The sequence below is a fragment of the Belliella aquatica genome (genome assembly GCF_014637795.1).
Lineage (GTDB): Bacteria > Bacteroidota > Bacteroidia > Cytophagales > Cyclobacteriaceae > Belliella > Belliella aquatica.
In genome coordinates this window covers 61,746-82,837 of sequence record NZ_BMFD01000011.1, presented here as the reverse complement: position 1 = coordinate 82,837, position 21,092 = coordinate 61,746, and the positions used below count along the sequence as shown (strand labels likewise).

The 21,092-nt window shown below is 35.1% G+C and carries 17 protein-coding genes; 8 read left to right on the top strand and 9 right to left on the bottom strand.

Annotated features, from left to right (window positions below; translation table 11 throughout):
• Positions 1-75: 75 nt before the first annotated feature.
• From IEV57_RS14290 to IEV57_RS14270, 5 genes are all read right to left on the bottom strand, one after another.
• Positions 76-987, bottom strand: coding sequence for a helix-turn-helix transcriptional regulator (locus IEV57_RS14290; protein ID WP_188443727.1), 912 nt, complete (start codon positions 985-987; stop codon positions 76-78).
• Between the two features lie 127 nt (positions 988-1,114).
• A complete protein-coding gene (locus tag IEV57_RS14285) occupies positions 1,115-1,978 on the bottom strand; it encodes a DUF5777 family beta-barrel protein (RefSeq protein ID WP_188443726.1) in 864 nt (287 codons plus the stop codon).
• A gap of 3 nt (positions 1,979-1,981) precedes the next feature.
• Complete coding sequence (locus IEV57_RS14280; protein WP_188443725.1) at positions 1,982-2,530, bottom strand: YceI family protein; 549 nt, start codon at positions 2,528-2,530, stop codon at positions 1,982-1,984.
• Positions 2,530-3,033 (bottom strand): QcrA and Rieske domain-containing protein, encoded by a 504-nt coding sequence (locus IEV57_RS14275; RefSeq protein WP_188443724.1) that lies wholly within the window; start codon positions 3,031-3,033, stop codon positions 2,530-2,532. The genes IEV57_RS14280 and IEV57_RS14275 overlap by 1 nt, the downstream gene beginning before the upstream one ends.
• Before the next feature lie 89 nt (positions 3,034-3,122).
• Entirely contained in the window at positions 3,123-3,674 is a 552-nt protein-coding gene (locus tag IEV57_RS14270) for a hypothetical protein (RefSeq protein ID WP_188443723.1), read from the bottom strand.
• Between the two features lie 71 nt (positions 3,675-3,745).
• Between IEV57_RS14270 and smc the strand changes: the two genes are divergently transcribed.
• The 7 genes from smc (at position 3,746) to IEV57_RS14235 (ending at position 14,708) form a co-directional block, all read left to right on the top strand.
• On the top strand, positions 3,746-7,285 hold the full coding sequence (gene smc, locus IEV57_RS14265) for a chromosome segregation protein SMC (protein ID WP_188443722.1): 3,540 nt from the start codon (positions 3,746-3,748) through the stop codon (positions 7,283-7,285).
• Between the two features lie 137 nt (positions 7,286-7,422).
• The gene (locus IEV57_RS14260) at positions 7,423-8,832 is read left to right on the top strand and encodes a TlpA family protein disulfide reductase (RefSeq protein ID WP_188443721.1); all 1,410 of its coding nucleotides are present in this window, start codon (positions 7,423-7,425) and stop codon (positions 8,830-8,832) included.
• A gap of 126 nt (positions 8,833-8,958) precedes the next feature.
• Positions 8,959-9,576, top strand: coding sequence for an outer membrane beta-barrel protein (locus IEV57_RS14255; protein WP_188443720.1), 618 nt, complete (start codon positions 8,959-8,961; stop codon positions 9,574-9,576).
• A 55-nt stretch (positions 9,577-9,631) separates the two neighbouring features.
• The gene (locus tag IEV57_RS14250; RefSeq protein WP_188443719.1) at positions 9,632-10,528 is read left to right on the top strand and encodes a bile acid:sodium symporter family protein; all 897 of its coding nucleotides are present in this window, start codon (positions 9,632-9,634) and stop codon (positions 10,526-10,528) included.
• Positions 10,529-10,559: 31 nt separating this feature from the next.
• Positions 10,560-11,561 (top strand): lysophospholipid acyltransferase family protein, encoded by a 1,002-nt coding sequence (locus IEV57_RS14245; RefSeq protein ID WP_188443718.1) that lies wholly within the window; start codon positions 10,560-10,562, stop codon positions 11,559-11,561.
• A gap of 160 nt (positions 11,562-11,721) precedes the next feature.
• Positions 11,722-12,816, top strand: a complete 1,095-nt coding sequence (gene hppD / locus IEV57_RS14240) for a 4-hydroxyphenylpyruvate dioxygenase (RefSeq protein WP_188443717.1) — start codon at positions 11,722-11,724, stop codon at positions 12,814-12,816.
• Positions 12,817-12,974: 158 nt separating this feature from the next.
• A complete protein-coding gene (locus IEV57_RS14235; protein ID WP_188443716.1) occupies positions 12,975-14,708 on the top strand; it encodes a phospho-sugar mutase in 1,734 nt (577 codons plus the stop codon).
• Between the two features lie 60 nt (positions 14,709-14,768).
• Here IEV57_RS14235 and IEV57_RS14230 read toward each other — a convergent pair whose 3' ends face one another.
• From IEV57_RS14230 to IEV57_RS14215, 4 genes are all read right to left on the bottom strand, one after another.
• Positions 14,769-15,719 (bottom strand): YihY/virulence factor BrkB family protein, encoded by a 951-nt coding sequence (locus tag IEV57_RS14230; protein WP_188443715.1) that lies wholly within the window; start codon positions 15,717-15,719, stop codon positions 14,769-14,771.
• Positions 15,720-16,018: 299 nt separating this feature from the next.
• Positions 16,019-16,972 carry an aldo/keto reductase gene (locus IEV57_RS14225; RefSeq protein ID WP_188443714.1) on the bottom strand — a complete coding sequence of 318 codons (954 nt, stop codon included), beginning with the start codon at positions 16,970-16,972 and terminating at the stop codon, positions 16,019-16,021.
• 68 nt (positions 16,973-17,040) lie between these two features.
• Positions 17,041-18,423 carry an NAD(P)H-binding protein gene (locus IEV57_RS14220; RefSeq protein WP_188443713.1) on the bottom strand — a complete coding sequence of 461 codons (1,383 nt, stop codon included), beginning with the start codon at positions 18,421-18,423 and terminating at the stop codon, positions 17,041-17,043.
• Between the two features lie 2 nt (positions 18,424-18,425).
• The gene (locus IEV57_RS14215; RefSeq protein WP_188443712.1) at positions 18,426-19,667 is read right to left on the bottom strand and encodes a protoporphyrinogen/coproporphyrinogen oxidase; all 1,242 of its coding nucleotides are present in this window, start codon (positions 19,665-19,667) and stop codon (positions 18,426-18,428) included.
• Positions 19,668-19,853: 186 nt separating this feature from the next.
• Here IEV57_RS14215 and IEV57_RS14210 point away from each other — a divergent pair, with 186 nt between their 5' ends.
• Entirely contained in the window at positions 19,854-21,074 is a 1,221-nt protein-coding gene (locus IEV57_RS14210) for a serine hydrolase domain-containing protein (RefSeq protein ID WP_188443711.1), read from the top strand.
• Positions 21,075-21,092: the final 18 nt, after the last annotated feature.

Here is a 21,092-nt window from a genome sequence, read left to right as displayed (position 1 = left end):
TGGAAAAGTACTTCATACCACTAAAAATAAAAACATAATAAATCTTAAAATCTAAATCAGTAAAGTCTCTGATTACTAAAACCTAGTCTTCTTAATTTGACTTTGCAAATATTCCTTCAGCTCACCTCCTTCTATCACTTGAATTTCCCCAGGTAAACCAAGGATAAATCGTGCGATTCCAGGAAGTTGTGGAATATCACCTTCGAAGAAATATTGATTTCTGTTTTTAGTCTGAATGTAAGGTTTAGCGTCAGGATATTCCTCCATCATCAATTGATAAGCCCTTTTGCTTAAACTCAAATGAATATGGAAATTATTCTTGCCAGAAAAGCCAAATAAACCCTGCTCTAAATGTTCATGTTTTTCTGTAAATCCAAAATTGCTTGTTGTCAGCTGAACATCACCAATTCTCTCTATTTTAAAAACTTTCATCATCTGACTTTCAATTTCATAAGCATGAATAGAGTCGAAATTTTTGCTAAAAGAAACGGGTTCTACAAGTCTATCCATAATGGAATCACTACTTGGTGAATAGTAATCTTTCAATATCACCTGCTGTTTGTTTTTAATGGCATCTACCAAAAGGTCCACAAAACGGCCTAAATTGGCATTAAAAAGTTGATTAATACTCTGCTGAAAATCTGATCGAATGGTGATTTTCTGAAGAATCGAGTCTTTCAAAAGGTTTTTCTTAGGCTGCTTTTTAATCAAATTTGCAACGAAACTGATTTCTTCCTCCGAGAATGTGCCGAAATTATATTCATCAGGATTTTCTATTCTATCGACGATTTTGAATTTGGAGTGTTCCTTGACTACATCAAAGCCTAGAGCCTCCAAAAGTTTGAAGTAACGGTAAATAGTCCTCGTATCAGTTCCCAAAGTTTCAGCTAACTTATGAACTGGCTTACCAATATTACTTCTTAGTAAGTTTATTAACTTAAATATCCTGAGAATTTTTTGTTGCTCTACTTGTGATGCCTCTGCCATAATTTCTATTTAAGTCCAAAATATACAGCTTTCCAAAAGAACATATATAAAAATGACACTATATGTCAAACAAAATGATGTGATAAACACATCATTTTTAACTACACATAAACCCACTAATTAAAATCTATTTTTTTCTTCTTCCAGTCGCAAAGACACGGTTCACATTAAAACCAATTCTAAATTCTTCACCAATTCTTCCGTTATTGGATGCTAATAAATATTGTTCATTTAGTGCTTGCGAGGTTACAAAGTACATTTGAAACACATGACCACCTGCTTCTATATCTATACCTACACCCACATTACTTCTCAAATCACTATTAAGGTTTGGGATATACTGAAAAGTCAAGGATGACTTTCCTGTTATTTTGTACTTACCACTCAAACCCAATGCTAAGTATAAATTTTGATCACCATCTATCAAGTAGATAGGATTTGGATCATTAAAATAAGCCATCATTGGTGAAACTTGTAAACTTATTTTATCTGAGAATTTTCTAGCAATCATTATTTGAGCAGCATAACTTGTTCTATCAGTGAAATTAGGATTAGCTTCTTGTAAAAAAGTATAATCAGAAGTATTCACACCAGCTCCCCCCATCAATGAAAGTGAAAATGGTATTTTATTATCTTGTGTTTGCGTCAATAAATGATAACGACCATAAAGATTGTAAAATTTATCTCTACTAGAGCGAGAAGCTGCGAGAGAGAATTTGTCACTCAAAGCATACTCAAAGCTGAACTGTATGTTTGCACCATTGTCTAGACCATATAAATTTTGAATTCCGCCATTCAATGGACCAAAAGTGTGCATGATAGCAAAATGCAGCGTTTTTTTATCTAGGGGTTCCACAGTCAACAAATTGATGTGTCTAGGTGCATGAAAAATTAGTTCTACTTCTTGAGTTTCTGAAGCTAATTTTCTTTCCAATTGAGCAAAGGCAGGTTGCGCAAGGAGTAGTACAAGGGCAATAAATCTAAATTTCATGGATTATTTTTTAAGGTTTACTGAAAGGGTGACAGTTTGTTCTTCTGCTAATTCATAGAATACTACCTTAGGAATATCAATATTGTAATCTGAAAGTAATACTTTGAATTGTGCATCTAACTTAACTTCATTGACAGATAGAGCTGTTAATTTACCTGGAACACTTATTTCTCTTTCGACACCATGAATTTTGAATTTTCCAACTGCTGTTACATTTTGACTCTCTCCTGGCTTTAAAGAAACTACTTCTTTAATCTTTCCAACAAATTCTGCAAATGGATATTTTTTTGTTTCGAGATAATTTTCACGCATGTGTCTATCTCTCAAACCAATTCCTGTTTTAAGTGTGTTGAGATCAATGAAAAAATCCAAAACGTTTTTTTCAAGATCAATCAATCCATTCAATTTTGCTGATTCTCCAGTAAACTCATTCAAGGAAGCCTTTGACAAGAACTCCACATTACCTACCTCTGTCTTATACACTTGTGCAAAAGCATTCCTTGAAATTGTTAGAATGAAAAGGAATAAGAAAAAAACGATTAAATTTTTCATTATGACCTATTTATTGTTAAAATATCACCTGATCTACTGGTATCAAAAGAAGCTAAAGGTCTATTCGCCGGACCTTGTACAACTGCACCACTGGTTGTAAACCTTGAACCATGGCAAGAACATACAAATTCATTATTATTCAATGACCAATTCCTATCACATTGAGAATGTGTACAAACAGAGGTTAAAGCATTAAAACCATTACCTGTGTTTACTACTAGCATCTGTGCAGATATAACTAAGACCCATCCCCCTGCATTATTTAAGGAAGTTGCTTGAGTTAGATCGATTACTACAGAATTATTATTCACAGTAATACCTGTTGATGCAGCCGGCGGATTATTTGGTGCCGGATTTGAAGGATTTGTATCTTCATCACTCGCACATGATGTAAAAAAGCTTACACCAAACATAGACATCACTGCAAGTGAGCCTGTTTTCTTGAGGAATTCCCTTCTTTCTTTCGACAGATTTCCTGATTTGTTAGTAATAATTTGTTCCATACCCACAATTACGATGTTAAAGTTTCTTTTGGATTGAAACTTTAACAAAAAATTATTGTGGAATGTTTAAGATAAAAGATTAAACAAATTTAAAAGTGCTTTCTATTTAAAATTTCAGATAAAATAATCGCATCTTTAACGGATCTTGGATCAGATAGTATTCTCTGATATCTATTATTTTTAGCTTTTTTTCGTTGTCCTCCTCTTGTTTCACTTACTCCAAGTCCTGTCAATGAGGAACTTAAGCTAACTTGCTCGTCTAATGTTTGTAATTTTGGAGTTTTAAGGCTGGAATCAGAACCTGTGTATTGATTGTATTTACTATTTTCTAAATCTCTTTTTTCGAGTTTATCAGAACTAGTTTGGTATTTTTCAGGCTCAAGCTTTGGAGTTTTTACAACACGTTTTCTTGACTCAATAACAGTACCCTGACCTGATTGCTCTAAATCTCTTTCTCTCTCTTGCTGACCACCTCTGATTTCCTTGAGCAAATCTTCAAAAGAAGGTGGTCTTTGACCTGTCTCTGACTCCTGCTCTCGATCAGGTTGATTGATATCTTCACTCTTCTTACCCTTCTTAATTGCGGTATAGATGAAGTAAATAATCACTGCTACTATATAAATTATATTTCCTGCGTCCACGTTTTTTCTTTTTGATGATTCTAATATAGTTATAATTTTGTTTCTTGTTCAAGAATTAATCCGAATAAAGCATGCTACTAAGTAAGCTAGAGATAAAAGGCTTCAAAAGTTTTGGTGATAGAATGGTCATTCATTTTGACAAAGGAATCACCGGTGTCGTTGGTCCTAATGGATGTGGTAAATCCAACGTGGTAGATGCAATTAGATGGGTACTAGGTGAACAAAAGTCTAGAATGCTCCGCTCTGATAAAATGGAGAATGTGATTTTTAATGGGACTAAAACAAGAAAACCTACCAATTTGGCAGAGGTTTCTCTGACTTTTGAAAATACAAGGAATTTACTTCCTACAGAATATACCCACGTAACCATCACAAGAAGATATTATAGAAGTGGTGAAAGTGAATATTTACTTAATGGCATTGCTTGTAGATTAAAGGATATCACCAATTTATTTATGGATACCGGAATCAACTCCAATAGTTACGCTATTATTGAGTTGAAGATGATCGAAGAATTGCTCAATGATAAGAATAACTCTAGGAGAGATTTGTTCGAAGAGGCTGCCGGTATTTCGAAATTTAAAGCAAGAAAAAAAGAAACGCTTCGCAAGCTTGAAGATACAGATGGAGATCTGGATCGTGTAGAAGATGTGCTTTTTGAAATTGAAAAAAATCTCAAGAGCTTAGAAAAACAAGCCAAGCAAACAGCAAAGTATTTTGAAATCAAGCAAGAATACAAGGAAGCTAGTATCAATCTAGCCAAGAAATCTGTAGCCAAAAACAGTGAAGCATTGGTTCAGTTGAGTAAGAAAATCGAGACTGAGAATGACAATAAAGTCATGATCAATGCAAAGGTTGCCGAAAAAGAAGCCTTTCTTGAATTTAGTAAGACTGATCTGATTCAAAAGGAAAAGCTACTTTCTTCTAGACAAAAGACGCTCAATGATCATGTGAATAAAATTCGTCAGTTTGAATCTGACAAGAAAATAAAGAATGAAAGATTGAGGTTTTTGGAAGACAGGGCTCAAAAACTCAGAGAACAAATCGACACTGACCGGAAGTCAAATGATCGTGCTGGATTTAGTATCAGATCACTTGAGCAAGAATTAGAAAGTGCTAATAAAATGCTTTCTGAAAAAGAAATCATCGTCGAGCAACTTCGAGAAGCATACGATAATCAAAAGTCATCCCAGACTGAAATCCAGGAAAAACAGAAAGAAATAAGCAAAGAGTTTGCCCTCAAAAAAGATACTGTATACCAACTTTCCAAGGATCAGGAAATCAAACAAATCCAGCTTTCTACACTCAAACAGGAATTAGAAAAAACAGCTACTGATGACAATAGTCAAGAAGCTAATCTGGCAGATTTTGAAGATAAATTGCATTTGATCAAAGGAGAATTGGATCAAAAAACTTCCGAATTATCTCAAATCAAAGCCAAGGAAGAAGATCAAAATCAAAAGATCGAAGAGCATACTAAAGTCATAGAGATGATAAGGGAGGAAGTCACCCAAACCTCTCGTAAACTAGATGCAAAGCAAAACGAATTTAATCTTACCAAATCTTTGGTAGAAAATCTTGAGGGTTTCCCTGAGGCGATCAAGTTCCTTAAGAAAAATTCAAATTGGGGTAAGGATACTCCCCTGCTTTCAGATATCCTCACCACTGATGAAAGATATCGCGTAACGATTGAAAATTACTTGGAAGGCTACATGAATTATTATGTAGTAGACACCCAAGACCAAGCTATTATGGCTGTTAACTTGTTGAGTGATTCAGCTCGCGGAAAAGCCAATTTCTTTGTTCTAGAACATTTTGATAAGTTCCAAGCCTCACAAAACAAGCTGTTTTCAAATGCGATTGCAGCTACCGAGATCATTGAATTTGACGAAAAATATTCCAAACTAATTAGTTTTATTTTGGATGACGTCTATATCGTCAAAGGTGAATACCATGATTTTCCTATAGATTCAAATGCTATTTTTATTACAGAAAGTGGGAAATTTACCAAACGAAAGTTTAGTATTTCTGGTGGTTCTGTAGGTCTATTTGAAGGCAAAAGAATCGGTAGGGCAAAGAATCTTGAAAAACTCGAAAAAGATATCAAAGAACTGAATAAAAAAGTCAGTTCTACTAGGTCCAACTTGGATAAAAAAATTAGTGATTTACTCAAAATCAAAGAAGTAAGTTACAAAAGCAAGATTGAGCTACTTCAACAAGAGATTAGTGAAATCAATCAGGAGTACGTATCTGTTCGTACAAAAAAAGAGCAACTCAGCGAGATGCTTTCTTCCAATGCCAATAAGAGGGAGGATATTTTGGAGAGGATCGAAGAACTTCAAGAAAGTCTTTCACATATTGTTCCTCAGTTGGAAAATGAAAGAGCAAAGTTTGAATATCTAGAAATAGAAGTAGAAACTCTAACCGAACAGCTTCAAGGTGAGTCTGAAAGTTTATCTCAAAAATCCGCTGCTTTCAATCAAGAAAATATACTCTACCATCAGCATTTGAATCGTGTCAGCAGCCTCGAGCAAGAAATTGACTTCAAGAAAAGTGCTTTTGACGCAAGTAAAGAGAGAATAGAAAAATCACAACTTGAACACAGTTCAATAGATCAGGAAATAAAGTCTTTGTTGGATAATAATGAAATCAAAGATGATGAGTTGATTGAATTGTACACGGAGAAAGAAACGATTGAGAAAGGTGTCAACGAAGCTGAAAAAGAGTATTATGCTGCTCGTGGAGAAATAGATACAGCAGATAAGCAAATCAGAGAATTGCAGAAAAGTAAGGAGGGCATTGACAGTATCATACAAGAATTGCTCAACGCTCTCAATGAAGTCAAACTCAAACTCAACAGTATGAAAGAGCGCTTGAGTGTAGAATTTGAAATTGATTTAGATAGTTTGATGGAAGAAAATCCTGAGGTTGATGAAGCATATGTCGACTTGGACGATTCAGAAATCAGACAAACCGTACAAAAATGTAAGGAAAGACTGGAGAAAATCGGACCAATCAATCCTATGGCCATGGAAGCCTATGATGAAATTAAGGAAAGACATACTTTCATTACGGTACAAAAAGAAGACTTGGTAAAAGCTAAAAACTCTTTGTTAGAAACCATCAATGAAATAGATCAAGTTGCGAAAGATACCTTCCTTGATGCCTTTGGTAAGATTAAAGAAAACTTTGTTAAAGTATTCAGATCACTATTTACCGAGGAAGATGATTGCGATTTGAAATTGGTCGATCCAGATAATCCTTTGGAAAGCCCGATTGAAATTATGGCTAAGCCAAAAGGCAAGCGACCATTAACGATTAATCAACTTTCTGGAGGTGAGAAAACGCTTACTGCCACTTCACTCCTCTTTGCCATCTATCTATTGAAACCTGCTCCTTTCTGTATTTTTGACGAAGTGGATGCGCCTTTGGATGATGCCAATATTGACAAATTCAACAATATCATTCAGACTTTCTCAAAAGAATCTCAATTCATCATCGTAACGCACAACAAAAGGACAATGGCAAGCACAGATATTATTTATGGGATTACCATGATAGAGGCAGGTGTTTCTAGAGTTGTTCCTGTTGATTTGAGGGAATTAGCCTAGTTTATATTATTTTGATTTTAGCTTATTTTTCAATAGAATTTATATTTTCGGTATGTTAAAATAAAGGATTTATTATGATTTTTAAGTATTGATAACTAAATTTTAGCATTAATATTTATAATTTAAACTCCTCTAACATGAAACATGCTTCAATTTTATGGACTTTCTTGGCTTTTTTAATCATCAGCTGTGGAAAGCAAGAAACTTTTGATCCAAAAATTATCATTGCAGGAAAGCTTGATAATTCGGATGCCAAAGAGATCAATATTTATTTAGAACAAGAGATTGCCGTTGGATCTGTGGCTGATGACGGGAGCTTTCAAGTTGATTTTGAATCTGAGTCAGCAGAAAACTACAATGTGCGCATTGGCCGAGAAGGATTCACTTTATTCTTAAATCCAGGAGACAGTATTTTTGTGGAAGTTGATGTCAATGAGTTTAACGAATCTTTGACATTTCATGGAGACAAAGTGCCGGAGAACACCTATCAGTTTGAGAGGGACAAATTGTATAGAGAAAGTGGGATAGGCAATATGATGGAATTGATGGGAATGGAAAAAGATGCTTATTTTTCTAAAAAAGATGAATATTTTAAAATTCTCAAATCAAGACTCGATGAATTAAAATTGCAAGAAGGGGTTGACAAAGAGTTTGTGAAGTTAGAGGAAGCTTATAATGAATATCAACCGATACTTATGGATAGTCAATATCCAATGTATAATGCTTACATAAACAAAATCCCACAAGATTCTGTAGATTTTCCTAAAGAGGAAGTAAAAGAGAGGCTTGCAGGTTTAGATCTCAGCAGAGAAGATTTACTCAACTCAGGATCATACAAAGCCCTTATTGATAGAAGAATAGGAGATGTGGTTAGTGAAATCATGAAAGAAGACACTACACTAAGAGGAACTTCTGATGGATATGAAAAGGCCAGGTTTATGGCTATGGATAGAATATTGACAAATCAGGCAGTTAAGGATCAATTCCTTTTCGATTTTATTAAATCTAATTTGGAGTACAGAGGTCCAGCACATGTAAAAACCTCTTATGACAAATTTATGGCTGAAAATCAAAGCCCAAAACTACAGGCTAAGATGGAAAAAATTAAAGAAAAATGGGACCCAATCATGCCGGGTAAAGAAGTTCCTGATTTTTCATTTGTTAATATTGAAGGAGAAGAAGTAAAGCTGAGTGACCTCAGAGGTACGCTTGTTTACATTGATATTTGGGCGACATGGTGTGGACCATGTATTGCAGAACATCCACATTGGGATAAAATGAAAGAAGAATATAATGATAAAGATGTTTCTTTCTTAACAGTTTCAATTGATGACAGCAAAGAACCATGGGTGAAAATGGTAAATGACAAAAAAATGGACGGCTTACAATGGTTTGCTGCAAATGCTTGGAAATCAGAATTAGCACAACACTTTATGGTAAATGCCATCCCGAGATTTTTGCTTTTAGACAAAGAAGGTAAAATCATTGATCCTTCTGCAGACAGGCCTTCCGGAAATATCAGAGAAACGGTAGATAAATACCTATAAAAGATACGCACAGATTGATAAAGAGTGGATCATTTTTGGTTCACTCTTTTATTTTTGCCATTAAGCAGCTAATGTTGTATTCTTATTTCAGTTTCATTGAGCACCTTCACAAAAACCAAAACTATAATGAAGAAATGTTTACTTCTTTTATTTATTCTGCTTGTTAGTTTTCAATCCTACAGTCAAGAAGCCATTCAATTCAAAAAAGGATACATAGGAATTAGTTTAGGCCCATCATTTTATACTGGTTCGGAGTTGGAAAACACCTTTCAAAATCAAGGTGCTCTAACCTCGCCTACTGACCCGACAATTCAACAAGGTCAGATCGGCTTCAATATCAGTATGATCGATGCAGGATATACTTTTACTAAAAATTGGGGAGTTGTTTTCAAACTTCAAGGTGGGAATTATGTGGGTAAATCTGATGGTAAAATTTTAAAATCCACTTATGGAACAGTTATGATTGGTCCCATGTATTCCATTCAGATTTTTGACAATATGGTTTTGGATATGAAAATTAAAGGAGGTAGATTTTTCAACGTTTTATCTTTCAATGATGATTTAGGAAGTTCATTTGCTAAAAGTAATTTCAATTTTGGAATGGAGGCAGGTATAACACTTCGTTATCATTTATCACCACAATTTTCTTGGATCAATAATTTGGAAAGTCAACAGCAGTTTTCACCAGAAGACGGAAAACTAAGTAGAATCAACATTTTAACTGGAATAGCATTTAGATTTTAAACCTTGATCGAATTCGTGTTAAACATTATCTTATCTCTCCAAGCTGTCCAAAATCATGTTTGAATCCCTTGATAGCAGCATATTAAATTTTAATCAGGATTCCCTCCTGCTGCTGAATATTTCATTGGCAATTATCATGTTTGGGGTAGCATTAGATTTAAGAATGTCTGACTTTACTGCTGTAGCCAAAAACCCAAAAGCTTTTCTTGCAGGTATTATCAGTCAATTTATCTTTTTACCATTTCTGACATGGATATTTGTTTTAATAATCTCTCCGCCCCCATCGGTAGCTTTAGGAATGTTCTTAGTAGCGGCATGTCCTGGAGGAAATATTTCAAATTTCATCAGTCATTTAGCAAAAGGAAATGCAGCTCTATCCGTAAGTTTAACCGGTTTTTCAACTCTTTTCTCAATTTTCCTAACCCCTTTCAACTTTGCACTTTGGGTGAGTTTTTATACACCCTCTGCAAACCTAATGCGAACCATCAGCTTGGATTATTCTGAAGTTTTTCAGACTGTTGCCTTGATTCTTGGAGTTCCATTGATTCTTGGAATTATCATTAATAACAAATTCCCAACCTTGAGTCAAAAGGCTACCAAAATCCTAAAACCTTTAAGTATATTGATTTTTGCAGCATTCGTAGCCATCGCATTTGTTGGGAATTATAAACTCTTTACACAATTCATTGGATTGATATTTCTTTGGGTATTGGGTCATAATTTTATGGCACTCTTCTCTGGGTTTTCATTGGCTAAGGTATTTAGACTTAATCTTGCTGATACCAAGACTTTGACCATCGAAACAGGTATTCAAAATTCAGGTTTAGGCTTGGTTTTGATATTTACCTATTTTGATGGTTTGGGAGGAATGGCTATAATTGCAGCATGGTGGGGTATTTGGCACATCATTTCTGGAATGAGTTTAGCTTTCTTCTGGAAGAAATTTGTTTAAAAATCTAGTCCTTTCCTCTCAGCATTCAAAAATGAAGTATATAGTAAACGAATTTCTTCGATTTATAGTAAAACTAGCCCTTAAGGTTTTTTATAAGAAAATAATCATTGTAGGCAAAGAAAATATACCAAAAGACAAATCAATTTTGATGGTCAGTAATCACCAAAATGCATTGATTGATCCACTTTTATTGGCTACACTTTCTGGACTGAAACCATATTATCTCACCCGCGCATCTGCATTTAAACATCCATTTGTAGCGAAGCTGCTCAACTATATCCAAATGATACCCATCTATCGCGTTCGGGATGGGGTAAAGAATATGGAGAAAAATCAGGAGACTTTTGATAAAAGTGTTCGGGTACTTTTAAATGGGGGCTCAATGTTGATTTTTGGGGAAGGGAGTCACAGTACTAGGAGAAATTTGAGACCCATGAAAAAAGGTTTTTCTAGAATTGCAATTCAGGCTTTAGAAGAAAATCCCGAGTTAGATTTGGTAATCCTACCTGTAGCTATCAACTACAGTAATCACAATCATTCCGGATCAAAAGCAAGAATTACCTTCGGTGAAGTTATAGATCCCAAAATCCATGTTGCAAACTTTGAAAGCATGATTTCTGCAACTTACAGTGCTCTTTTACCTTTGGTCGTTGATATTCCAGAAGAGAGATATGACTATGATTTACAATTGCTTATCGATCACAATATAGATTTGACATCAACCACAGAAGTAAAGCGATTTTTAGAAAACAGACCTGCCAAAAATGTACAATTTAAAAAACCTTACTTGCGAAATAAATTGATGAAGCTGTTCCATCTTCCAATTTACTGGATCTGGCTTTGGTTTGCTCCAAAAGTCAAAGATGAAGCCTTTATAGCAACATTTAAATTTGTGATTGGTCTTGTTGGTCTGCCGCTTTGGTATTTTTCCTTGTACTTTGTTTTGAGTACAGTTGGTCAATCAACTTGGGCTCTTTCTTTTCTTTTCCTTGCGATCATTTTTCTTTTCACTAATAAAAATGGGCAGAAATAGATTGTTTAAAGGATGTAATTTGATCTAAGATTTCAATTTGAAAATTATGATTTTCTCTTTTCTTAGATCTTATATCTAACGCTTTCCACTTCCCCCTTCCTAATTAGTATATTTTTGTATCTTTGAATTTCGAAGTTATAAACCCAAATTATAAAGCATAATGGAACAAGATTTTCTCCCGTTATTAGGGACAGATTACGTAGAATTATATGTTGGCAATGCCAAACAATCAGCACTTTATTATCAATACGCATTCGGATACGAGCTTATCGCTTATGCAGGTCCTGAGACAGGAATCAAAGACAGAGCCTCTTATGTCTTAAAGCAAGACAAAATCAGATTGGTTTTGACTACTCCCCTTCATGAAAATCATCCAATAGCAGATCACATCAAAAAGCATGGCGACGGTGTGAAGGTTTTGGCACTTTGGGTAGAAGATGCAGAGATGTCTTGGAAAGAAACTACTTCAAGAGGTGCTGAATCACATGAAGAGCCAAAAATTATTTCAGATGAAAACGGCGAAGTGAAAGTAGCTTCTATCAAAACTTATGGTGATACCATTCATACATTTGTTGAAAGAAAAAATTATAAAGGTATATTCCTCCCTGGCTACAAGCCAAGAAAAAGTGAATACAAACCAACTTCAATTGGATTAAAATATATTGATCACTGTGTTGGAAATGTAGGTTGGGGTGAAATGAACAAGTGGGTAAAGTTCTATGAAGATGTAATGGGATTCAAATTGTTAATCACATTTGATGACAAAGATATTTCAACAGAATACTCGGCATTGATGTCCAAAGTAGTTTCTAATGGAAATGGCTACATCAAATTCCCAATTAACGAACCTGCTGAAGGAAAGAAAAAGTCTCAAATTGAGGAGTATCTAGACTTTTATAACGGGTCTGGGGTACAACATATGGCAATAGCTACAGACGATATTGTTCATACTGTCGCTGAATTGAGAAAAAGAGGTGTAGAATTTCTCGAAGTACCTTCCTCCTACTATGATGATTTGTTAGATAGAGTGGGAAATATTGACGAAGACTTACAGCCTTTGAAGGATCTCAATATCCTTGTAGATAGAGATGATGAAGGATATTTGCTTCAAATTTTCACCAAGCCAATCCAAGATAGACCGACACTTTTCTTCGAAATCATTCAAAGGAAAGGTGCTAAATCTTTCGGAAAAGGTAATTTTAAAGCTTTGTTTGAAGCTATTGAAAGAGAACAAGAACTGAGAGGTAATTTATAAAGAATGATGAACTCCGAGGATTAATTTTCTCGGAGTTTTTTTATTTATTTTTTAATCTATCCATTCATCCTTCCTCCTTTCAACAACTATTTCCATTCAATTCTTTCACATTAGAGTCATAATTTATAAATTGAAAATTCATTCAAACTTTTTACAAAATGACCAATGTAGATCCAATAATTACCTCCAAGGCAGAGTCTTGGTTGAAGAGTAACATAGACGAAAAAAGTAAATCCGAGATAAGGAATTTGCTTGCTTCAGAAGACAAAACAGAACTAATCGATTCCTTCTACCGTGATCTTGAATTTGGCACAGGTGGATTGAGAGGAATTATGGGGGTCGGCTCCAATCGAATGAATGTTTACACGATTGGAATGGCCACGCAAGGTTTAGCCAATTATCTGTTGAAAAGTTTTCCTGGAGAACAAATCTCCGTAGCAATCACCCACGATTGTCGAATCAACAATACACTTTTTGCAGATACTACTGCAAATGTCTTCACTGCAAACGGAATTAAGGTATTTTATTACCGTGAAATGCGTCCCACACCAATGCTTTCTTTTGCCATTAGGCACTTTGGTTGTAAAAGTGGTGTAATGGTAACAGCCTCACACAATCCCAAAGAATATAATGGCTACAAGGCCTATTGGGAAGATGGAGGACAGGTAGTTGCTCCTCATGATGTGAATATCATTACTGAAGTTCAGAAAATCACTTCTATTGATGAAATGAATTGGAATAAAAACGATGCTTTGATCGAATATATCGAAGCTGATTTTGATTTGATTTATCTCAATGAAGTCAAAAAATTGAGTTTATCACCTAATGAAATTATGCTTCAAAAGGATATGCCAATTGTTTTTTCTCCGATTCATGGAGCTTCTGGAAAAACAGTTCCTGCCGTTTTGAAGATTTATGGATTTGAAAATATTCATATTGTAAAAGAGCAAGCAGAGCCAGATGGTACTTTTCCAACGGTAATTTATCCTAACCCTGAAGAGAAAGAAGCACTAACTATGGCCATTGAATTGGGTAAAAAAGTGAATGCAGAATTGGTTCTTGCTTGTGATCCAGATGGAGATCGCTATGCGGCCTGTGTTCCCGATGGCAAGGGAGGTTTTGAATTGCTCAATGGAAATCAAGGTGGCTCTCTAATTACATATTATTTACTAAGCAAATGGAGAGAACATGGTATGCTTACTGGTGATCAGTTTATGGTCAATACCATTGTAACTACCGAGTTGATCAATGCCATTTGTGCTGGATTCAATGTGACTTGTTATAATGTGCTAACTGGATTCAAAAACATAGCAGCAATTATCAAACAACTTGAAGGTAAAAAGCAGTACATCGCTGGTGGTGAAGAAAGTTACGGCTATATGGTTGGTGATTTTGTGAGGGATAAAGACGCGAATTCTGCTGCAGCAATTTTTGCTGAATTGGTTGCTTATTACAAGACAAAAGGTCAATCTGTACAGGATGTCTTAGCAGAAATATACATGCAATATGGGTTCTACAAGGAACATCTTATCTCTGTGACCAAAAAGGGAAAAGATGGAGCTGAGCAAATCCAAGCGCTGATGGCTGGCTTCAGAAATGACAAACCTTCTGAAATCAATGGAATCAAAGTAGTTAAAATAATTGACGTTAAAGAAAGTAAGGTCTTTGATTTGGTGAATGATAAGGAAGAAAAATTGGATATGGACAAATCTAATGTGATCCAATTTTATCTGGAAGATGGAAGTAAAATTTCAGCAAGACCTTCTGGGACCGAACCTAAGATCAAATACTACTTTTCTGTAAATGAGAAATTACCAAACCGAGAAGCTTATAGAACAGTAGAAGCTTCATTAGATAAAAGAATTGAAGGTTTACAAAGTTTCTTTAGCTAATAAAACTTGAAATACGAAGATTGAAAAACTGGACGAATGTTATTCATTCATCTCGGTTTTTCAATCTTTATTTTTTTCATTTTCAATTTCTCCTCCTTCCTCGTCTGTTTCAATTTCACGCAATTCCACCCGTACTGCTTGAGCCAAAGGAATAATTCCTTTACCAACTTTTTCAGCAATGTAATAAGTTATCTGAGCTCCAAAGAGGAAAATGACTACCGAATAATAGACCCATATCAGAAGTACAACCAATGAACCTGCAGTTCCATATGCAGAACCAAGATTTGAATTACCCATATAAATACTAATAAGGTACTTTCCTAGGGCAAATAAAAGCATGGTAACAAAGGCACCTGTCCAAGTATCTTTCCATCGAACCTTGGCATCGGGTAGAATTTTGTACATCAATGCGAATACAGCAATTAAAATCCCCTGTCCAATTACCAAATGCCCTATTGACGCCACAATTACTGCTATTGATTCTAAATATTGATCAAAGTAATTGAATATCACGACAATCAAGGCATCCAAAACCAAAGAAACGAGAAGTATAAAGCCAATTGACGCGACCATTGAGAAACTTAAAAGTCTATTGATGACAAACTTCAAGATACCTTTTTCGGGTTTTGCCTTGATGTGCCAAATATGATTAATTGCGTTCTGTAAGCTGACAAAGACAGTCGATGCACTAAAAGCTAATATTCCAAATGCAATGAAACTTGATATCACGCCTTCCGATTCCATAGAAAAATTATCCATGATATCTGTAAGTTTAGCAGCGCTTTCTTTTCCCGCAAGATTTTCAACCTGAACGATAATTTCATCCTTGATTTCTGATTCTTGATAGAATGTAGTTCCGATATTCAAAATAATTATCAATAGAGCAGGCATACTAAAGATCGTATAAAAGGCCGTGCTAGCAGCAAAACTCATAGAGTCGCTACTTCCAAAGTCTTTTACACTGTCAATAATAATCTGAAAAAATGTGAGTTTTTTTAATTTTTTAATCATAACAAAAAAGGTTATTTAATTTTTATGCATATCCGCTTTCATGGCAGTTGCTATCCAAAATAATGTAATTATCAGATTTAGATCATCAGTTGACCGTTATCCGAGTACTGTTGACAATTATCCACAGAACACAAGTATGTGATTTTATCACAAATAATCTTGAGGATAACCGATATCAGTAAATTCCTTATCATCGCATCTATTGATTTGATTTACAATAATTTGCATGGATACTGATGTAAAAGCAGATATGCAGATGATTTTTAACTTATTTTTATTAAGCCAAAATCAATCCAAAATTATAACTCCCATAAATCACTTAATTGATAAGGACTATGGGATCCAGTGAAGAATGTACCATCTATGAAACGATATTGCTTTTCAATTTTTAGTAACTGATCCATATCCTCCTTTTTCAATTCAACTTCGGTAGCAGCTAGATTCTGTTTGATCCTTTCTTGATTTACTGATTTTGGAATAACTGCTATTCCTCTATGTATCGAAAATGAAATTAAAACCTGAGCAGGAGTGATACTATATTTCTCTGCTAATTTTTTGATAACCACATCTTCAAATAAATTAGGTTCATCATCTTTTTTGATTGATGAAGATCGATCTCCTGATCCTAATGGTGAATAGGCTGTCATCAAAATTCCATTAGATTGACAAAAGTCTACAAGACATTCCTGCCTCAAATAAGGATGCATTTCTACCTGATTCATTTCAGGACCATTCCCTCCTACTGCGATAACTTCTTTTAATTTTGCAATATTGAAGTTTGACATCCCAATATGTTTTACTAGACCTTCAGATTTCACACCTTGCATTCCTTGCCAAGTCTGACCGATCGGCACATCTGAATAGGTATAGAATTGCTCTCTACTTTCTGCAAAGCCAACTCCTTTTTTGAAACTTATAGGCCAATGAATCAAATAGAGATCTAAATATTCTAATTGAAGATCTTTCAAAGATTTTAAAAGTCCTTTTTTGACATCTTCTTTTCTATGACAATCATTCCACAACTTCGACGTAATAAATAAATCTTCACGCTTTACCAATCCATCTGAAAAGGCTTTATTCAACGCTTTACCTACTTCAGTTTCATTATTGTAAATAGCAGCGCAGTCAATATGCCTGTATCCCGCTTCAATTGCCCACAAAACTGCTTGGTAAACTTCCCCTGGTTTTGACTTCCAAGTTCCAAGTCCTAAAATTGGCATTACATCGCCATTACTAAAAGTTAAATTTTTCATATTATTTAAATACTATTCAGGTTTATGCATCTAATTTACGAAATCTTTAATGGTATAGATGGTTTCTGTTACTCTTTAAATTTCTCAAGATACTTTTTGAAATTATTCATCACAAATAGATGTGCCCTCGCTTGCGTATTCACATAAACGTACCAAGGCAATCGAGGAACAAATTCATGAATTGCAGAGATCATATACTTGCCATTCATGACTTCTCTAAACTCAAGCCATCCATAATCATAGCGCTTCACCAACCAACCACCTGTGATATAAAACAGCTGACGCTTGATGTCGCTTCTGTCCGGAATCCAAGTGAGTTGTAACATAGGTTTTTTCGAATTTAATAAATGGAAACCTATATCTCCATTTTCATTTGCCTTTGCCTTAATTATAAATTTGAAAAAAAACGGGAGCCAAACTTTATATCTATTTGCAATCCATAAGGCACTATGATGCCTCGTATTTGGTAATCTTTGAATACTTCTAACAGTATTCTCTACAAGTTGTAGCTTTTTAAATTTAGGCAAAGGAGGAAGAGTTACTTGTGGGTCAATAGCAATAGCTACACTTTCACGGTAACTCAAATAATCGATTTTCTTAATGTTAAATTCTAGTTTTTTATCAACAGTCAATGTATGCTTCAAACTTTCTACCAAAGGATAGACCAGCGTTTTTGGACTTTTACCAAAGTAGCTGACCCATAATTTTGAAAACCCAACAGAAAAGACAGGAACTGAAAATACAAGTCGCTTTAGGCCCATCATCTCTGCCGTTTGCTCGATCATTTTCTTATAAGTCAGCATTTCAGGATTGCCTATTTCATAGGATTTCCCATACACCTCTTCATTTCCCACGCAAGTTTCAATGATGGTCAAGGTGTCTCGCAATGATATTGCTTGAGTATTGGATAATGTCCATTTTGGACAAACTAATATGGGCAGCTTTTTTACTAAATTGTAGATCATTTCAAAAGATGATCCTCCAGGACCGACAATAATACCAGCTCTCAAAGCCGTAACTGGCACACCTCGATTACCAAGGGTATTTTCTACTTCTAGTCTACTTCTGAGGTGCTTAGACATTTCTATCTCTTCGACCTCCTTAGGGAGAATTCCTCCCATGTAGATAATTTGCTTTACATTATTGGCTTCAGCTGCACGCGAAAAGTTATCAGCCAATAGCAAATCTGTATCCTCAAAACTCCCTTGATTCATCCTAGTGGATGCACTCATAGAGTGAATTAGATATATGGCATAGTCCACATCTTTCAACGCTTCTATAGTAGATGTAATGGAAAATAACTCTACCATTCTCCACTCTACAGCCGGGTCAGAATTATCTACTGCTTCCCTTCGACTTAGAGCAACGATGTTATACTTATCTTTAAGTTGATCGATGCACCAGCGTCCAACATAACCTCCAGCACCAGCAATAGCTATAGTCTTTTTCAAAATTAATGGGGTTCTTGAATTGTAAGTAATAAAGCTTCTACTGCTTTTCTTCCAGATGTCATGGCTGCATTAAAAGAACCATTCAAAAGATAATCTCCCGCTAAGAAAATATGATCATGAATTTTAGTATTTGTAAAAGCTAAATCTGCCTTCATTTCTTCTACATCAGGTAATGCTTCCTTAATTTCGTAGGTTTTGACATGTTTAAAGAATTCTGCTTTTATTCCTGAAATTGCTTCCAACTCTAATGCTACAAGTTTCTCTAAATTTTCTGGAGTTTCGACATCCCTTACTACTGAAACAGAAAGCAATGCTTTTCCTTTTTTGGAATAAGTTTTACTTACATCAGTCATAAATACAATATTGTTAATCAGAAATTTATCATCAGGAACCAACCCGATCATTGGCCTAGCTAAAAATGATTTTTCTAAAGAAAAATACAAATTGAAAACAGAGTGATATGGGTTGATTTGCCCTTTCAATTGCTGCAATAAATGATCTGGCTTGCCGGTGATGATAATCTTATCTGCCTGCAAAATTTCTCTATTTTTCAAAAACACCTGATGACCCTCGACTTTGGTTACAGGAGTATTCAATCTTAATTCCGTATGTTCTAATTTTGATTTCAAATAGTCGGGAATGGCTTGCATTCCATTTTCCGGAACTGCTGCAAATCCCTCTCCAAACATTTTGAATACGAATTGAAACATTCTCGCAGAAGTTTTCAATTCATTTTCAAGAAAAATCCCTTTAAAGAAGGGTTTAAAGAAGTTTGTTATAATCTTCTCACTAAAACCATAATCTCTCAAAAACTGAATTGTACTGATATTTGGAGAGTTGAAAATGTCATCAATCTGTTTCTTTTGAAGAGCTTTTGTAAGCTTATAAATTTTCAATTTATCAAATAAAGAGCCTACAGGTGAGAATACCATTCCAAAAACCTCAGAAGGATTTCTCAATGGATCAGAAATGGCAAAAGATCCGCCAGGTTTTAAAATCAATGCGCCAGGGTAGAATTTCTTAAGCTTCAAAACTTCAAAATCCAAATACCTACGTGCTTCAGGATAAGCTGTTAATAGAACCTGAAACCCCCGATCCAATAAAAAACCATCAACTTCGTCTGTGGCAACTCTCCCTCCTACACGATCAGAGGCTTCTAATAAAATTGGCTTAATACCGGCACGTTCCAATTCATAAGCTGCAATCAGCCCCGAAATTCCTGCACCTATAACTACTACATTCATATATTTTTTTGTGCTGTTTCTTAACAAATAGACCAATTTGGACTCAAATTGTTTTCTCTAAATTAACAAATTTGTCGGTCTTGATGGTAAATAAATCTAGAAAAGGATTGAGACCTGTTCAAATAAAAATACTTTGATAACAAATCAAAAGCCTGTATTTTTCATTCAGATATTAAAAAACACCCAATGAAAGCTAGTCTACAATTAATTGCAATTTTAATCTTTTGTTCAAATGCCTTGATGGCTCAGTCCCGATATTTTCCTGCTATGGGCAACTGGGAAAAGAAAGAGGCTGCCGAATTGAAAGTAAATGCGCCTAAACTTCAAGAAGTGATTGATTTTGCGATAGCAACAGAAAGTAATGCTGATAAAAATCTAAAAATGGCCCATTATCTTAGTGCTTTTGGTCGAGAGCCTTTTGGATTTCCAATAGGACCGATGAAAGACAGAGGGCCTGCAACAGGATTAGTCATTTATAAAGGTTATGTCATTGCTGAGTGGGGAGATCCATATCGCGTTGACCTTACCTTTAGTGTTGCGAAGAGTATTTTATCAACTACGGTTGGATTAGCTGTTGATCAAGGCCTGATCAATAGCGAAAAGGATCTTGTGTATCCTTATATGGCTCCAATCATTCCCTATGATCCATATAGAATACAGATGAACAAATCAGATCATCTTAATCAAGAAGATGTCATTGAGCTATTTGCAACAGACCACAATAAGAAAATCACTTGGGAACATCTATTAAGACAAACTTCAGATTGGGAAGGAACACTCTGGGGAAAACCTGATTGGGGTGATCGTCCACAAGGAAATTCTTCCACTTGGTTACAAAGAGAGAGAAATGAACCCGGTTCTGTGTACAAATACAATGACACAAGAGTCAATGTGCTGGCTTTAGCGGCTATGAATGTATGGAGAAAACCACTTCCAGTTGTTTTTAAGGAAAATGTAATGGATAAAATTGGTGGAAGTCCAACTTGGAGATGGACTGGTTATGAAAATTCCTTTGTAATCATTGATGGCCAAATCATGCAGGCTGTTTCTGGTGGTTCACACTGGGGTGGTGGGATGTTCATTTCGGCTTACGATCAAGCAAGATTTGGCTATTTGACACTCAATAAAGGGAGATGGAATGGACAACAGATTATTTCCGAAGCATGGATCAACAAATCGCTCAGTCCTACTCCCGTTCAGACCAATTATGGATTCATGAATTATTTTCTGAATACCGACAAAAAAGAAATACCCGCTGCTCCAGAATCAGCTTTTTTCCATCTTGGTGCAGGAACAAACATGATTTATGTTGACCCAGAAAATGACCTAGTAATCGTTAGTAGATGGATAGATAACAACAAAAAAGCAGAATTGGTAGAAAAGGTGTTGCAGGCGATTGGGAAATAAATTCTATATTAAATAAAT

Coding starts and splice junctions, on each gene's coding strand:
- IEV57_RS14255 (WP_188443720.1), top strand. CDS start 8,959: ATGAAGAAATGTTTACTTCTTTTATTTATTCTGCTTGTTAGTTTTCAA.
- smc (WP_188443722.1), top strand. CDS start 3,746: ATGCTACTAAGTAAGCTAGAGATAAAAGGCTTCAAAAGTTTTGGTGAT.
- IEV57_RS14280 (WP_188443725.1), bottom strand. CDS start 2,530: ATGAAAAATTTAATCGTTTTTTTCTTATTCCTTTTCATTCTAACAATT.
- IEV57_RS14260 (WP_188443721.1), top strand. CDS start 7,423: ATGAAACATGCTTCAATTTTATGGACTTTCTTGGCTTTTTTAATCATC.
- IEV57_RS14250 (WP_188443719.1), top strand. CDS start 9,632: ATGTTTGAATCCCTTGATAGCAGCATATTAAATTTTAATCAGGATTCC.
- IEV57_RS14235 (WP_188443716.1), top strand. CDS start 12,975: ATGACCAATGTAGATCCAATAATTACCTCCAAGGCAGAGTCTTGGTTG.
- IEV57_RS14230 (WP_188443715.1), bottom strand. CDS start 15,719: ATGATTAAAAAATTAAAAAAACTCACATTTTTTCAGATTATTATTGAC.
- IEV57_RS14245 (WP_188443718.1), top strand. CDS start 10,560: ATGAAGTATATAGTAAACGAATTTCTTCGATTTATAGTAAAACTAGCC.
- IEV57_RS14290 (WP_188443727.1), bottom strand. CDS start 987: ATGGCAGAGGCATCACAAGTAGAGCAACAAAAAATTCTCAGGATATTT.
- IEV57_RS14285 (WP_188443726.1), bottom strand. CDS start 1,978: ATGAAATTTAGATTTATTGCCCTTGTACTACTCCTTGCGCAACCTGCC.
- IEV57_RS14215 (WP_188443712.1), bottom strand. CDS start 19,667: ATGAATGTAGTAGTTATAGGTGCAGGAATTTCGGGGCTGATTGCAGCT.
- IEV57_RS14225 (WP_188443714.1), bottom strand. CDS start 16,972: ATGAAAAATTTAACTTTTAGTAATGGCGATGTAATGCCAATTTTAGGA.
- IEV57_RS14275 (WP_188443724.1), bottom strand. CDS start 3,033: ATGGAACAAATTATTACTAACAAATCAGGAAATCTGTCGAAAGAAAGA.
- hppD (WP_188443717.1), top strand. CDS start 11,722: ATGGAACAAGATTTTCTCCCGTTATTAGGGACAGATTACGTAGAATTA.
- IEV57_RS14210 (WP_188443711.1), top strand. CDS start 19,854: ATGAAAGCTAGTCTACAATTAATTGCAATTTTAATCTTTTGTTCAAAT.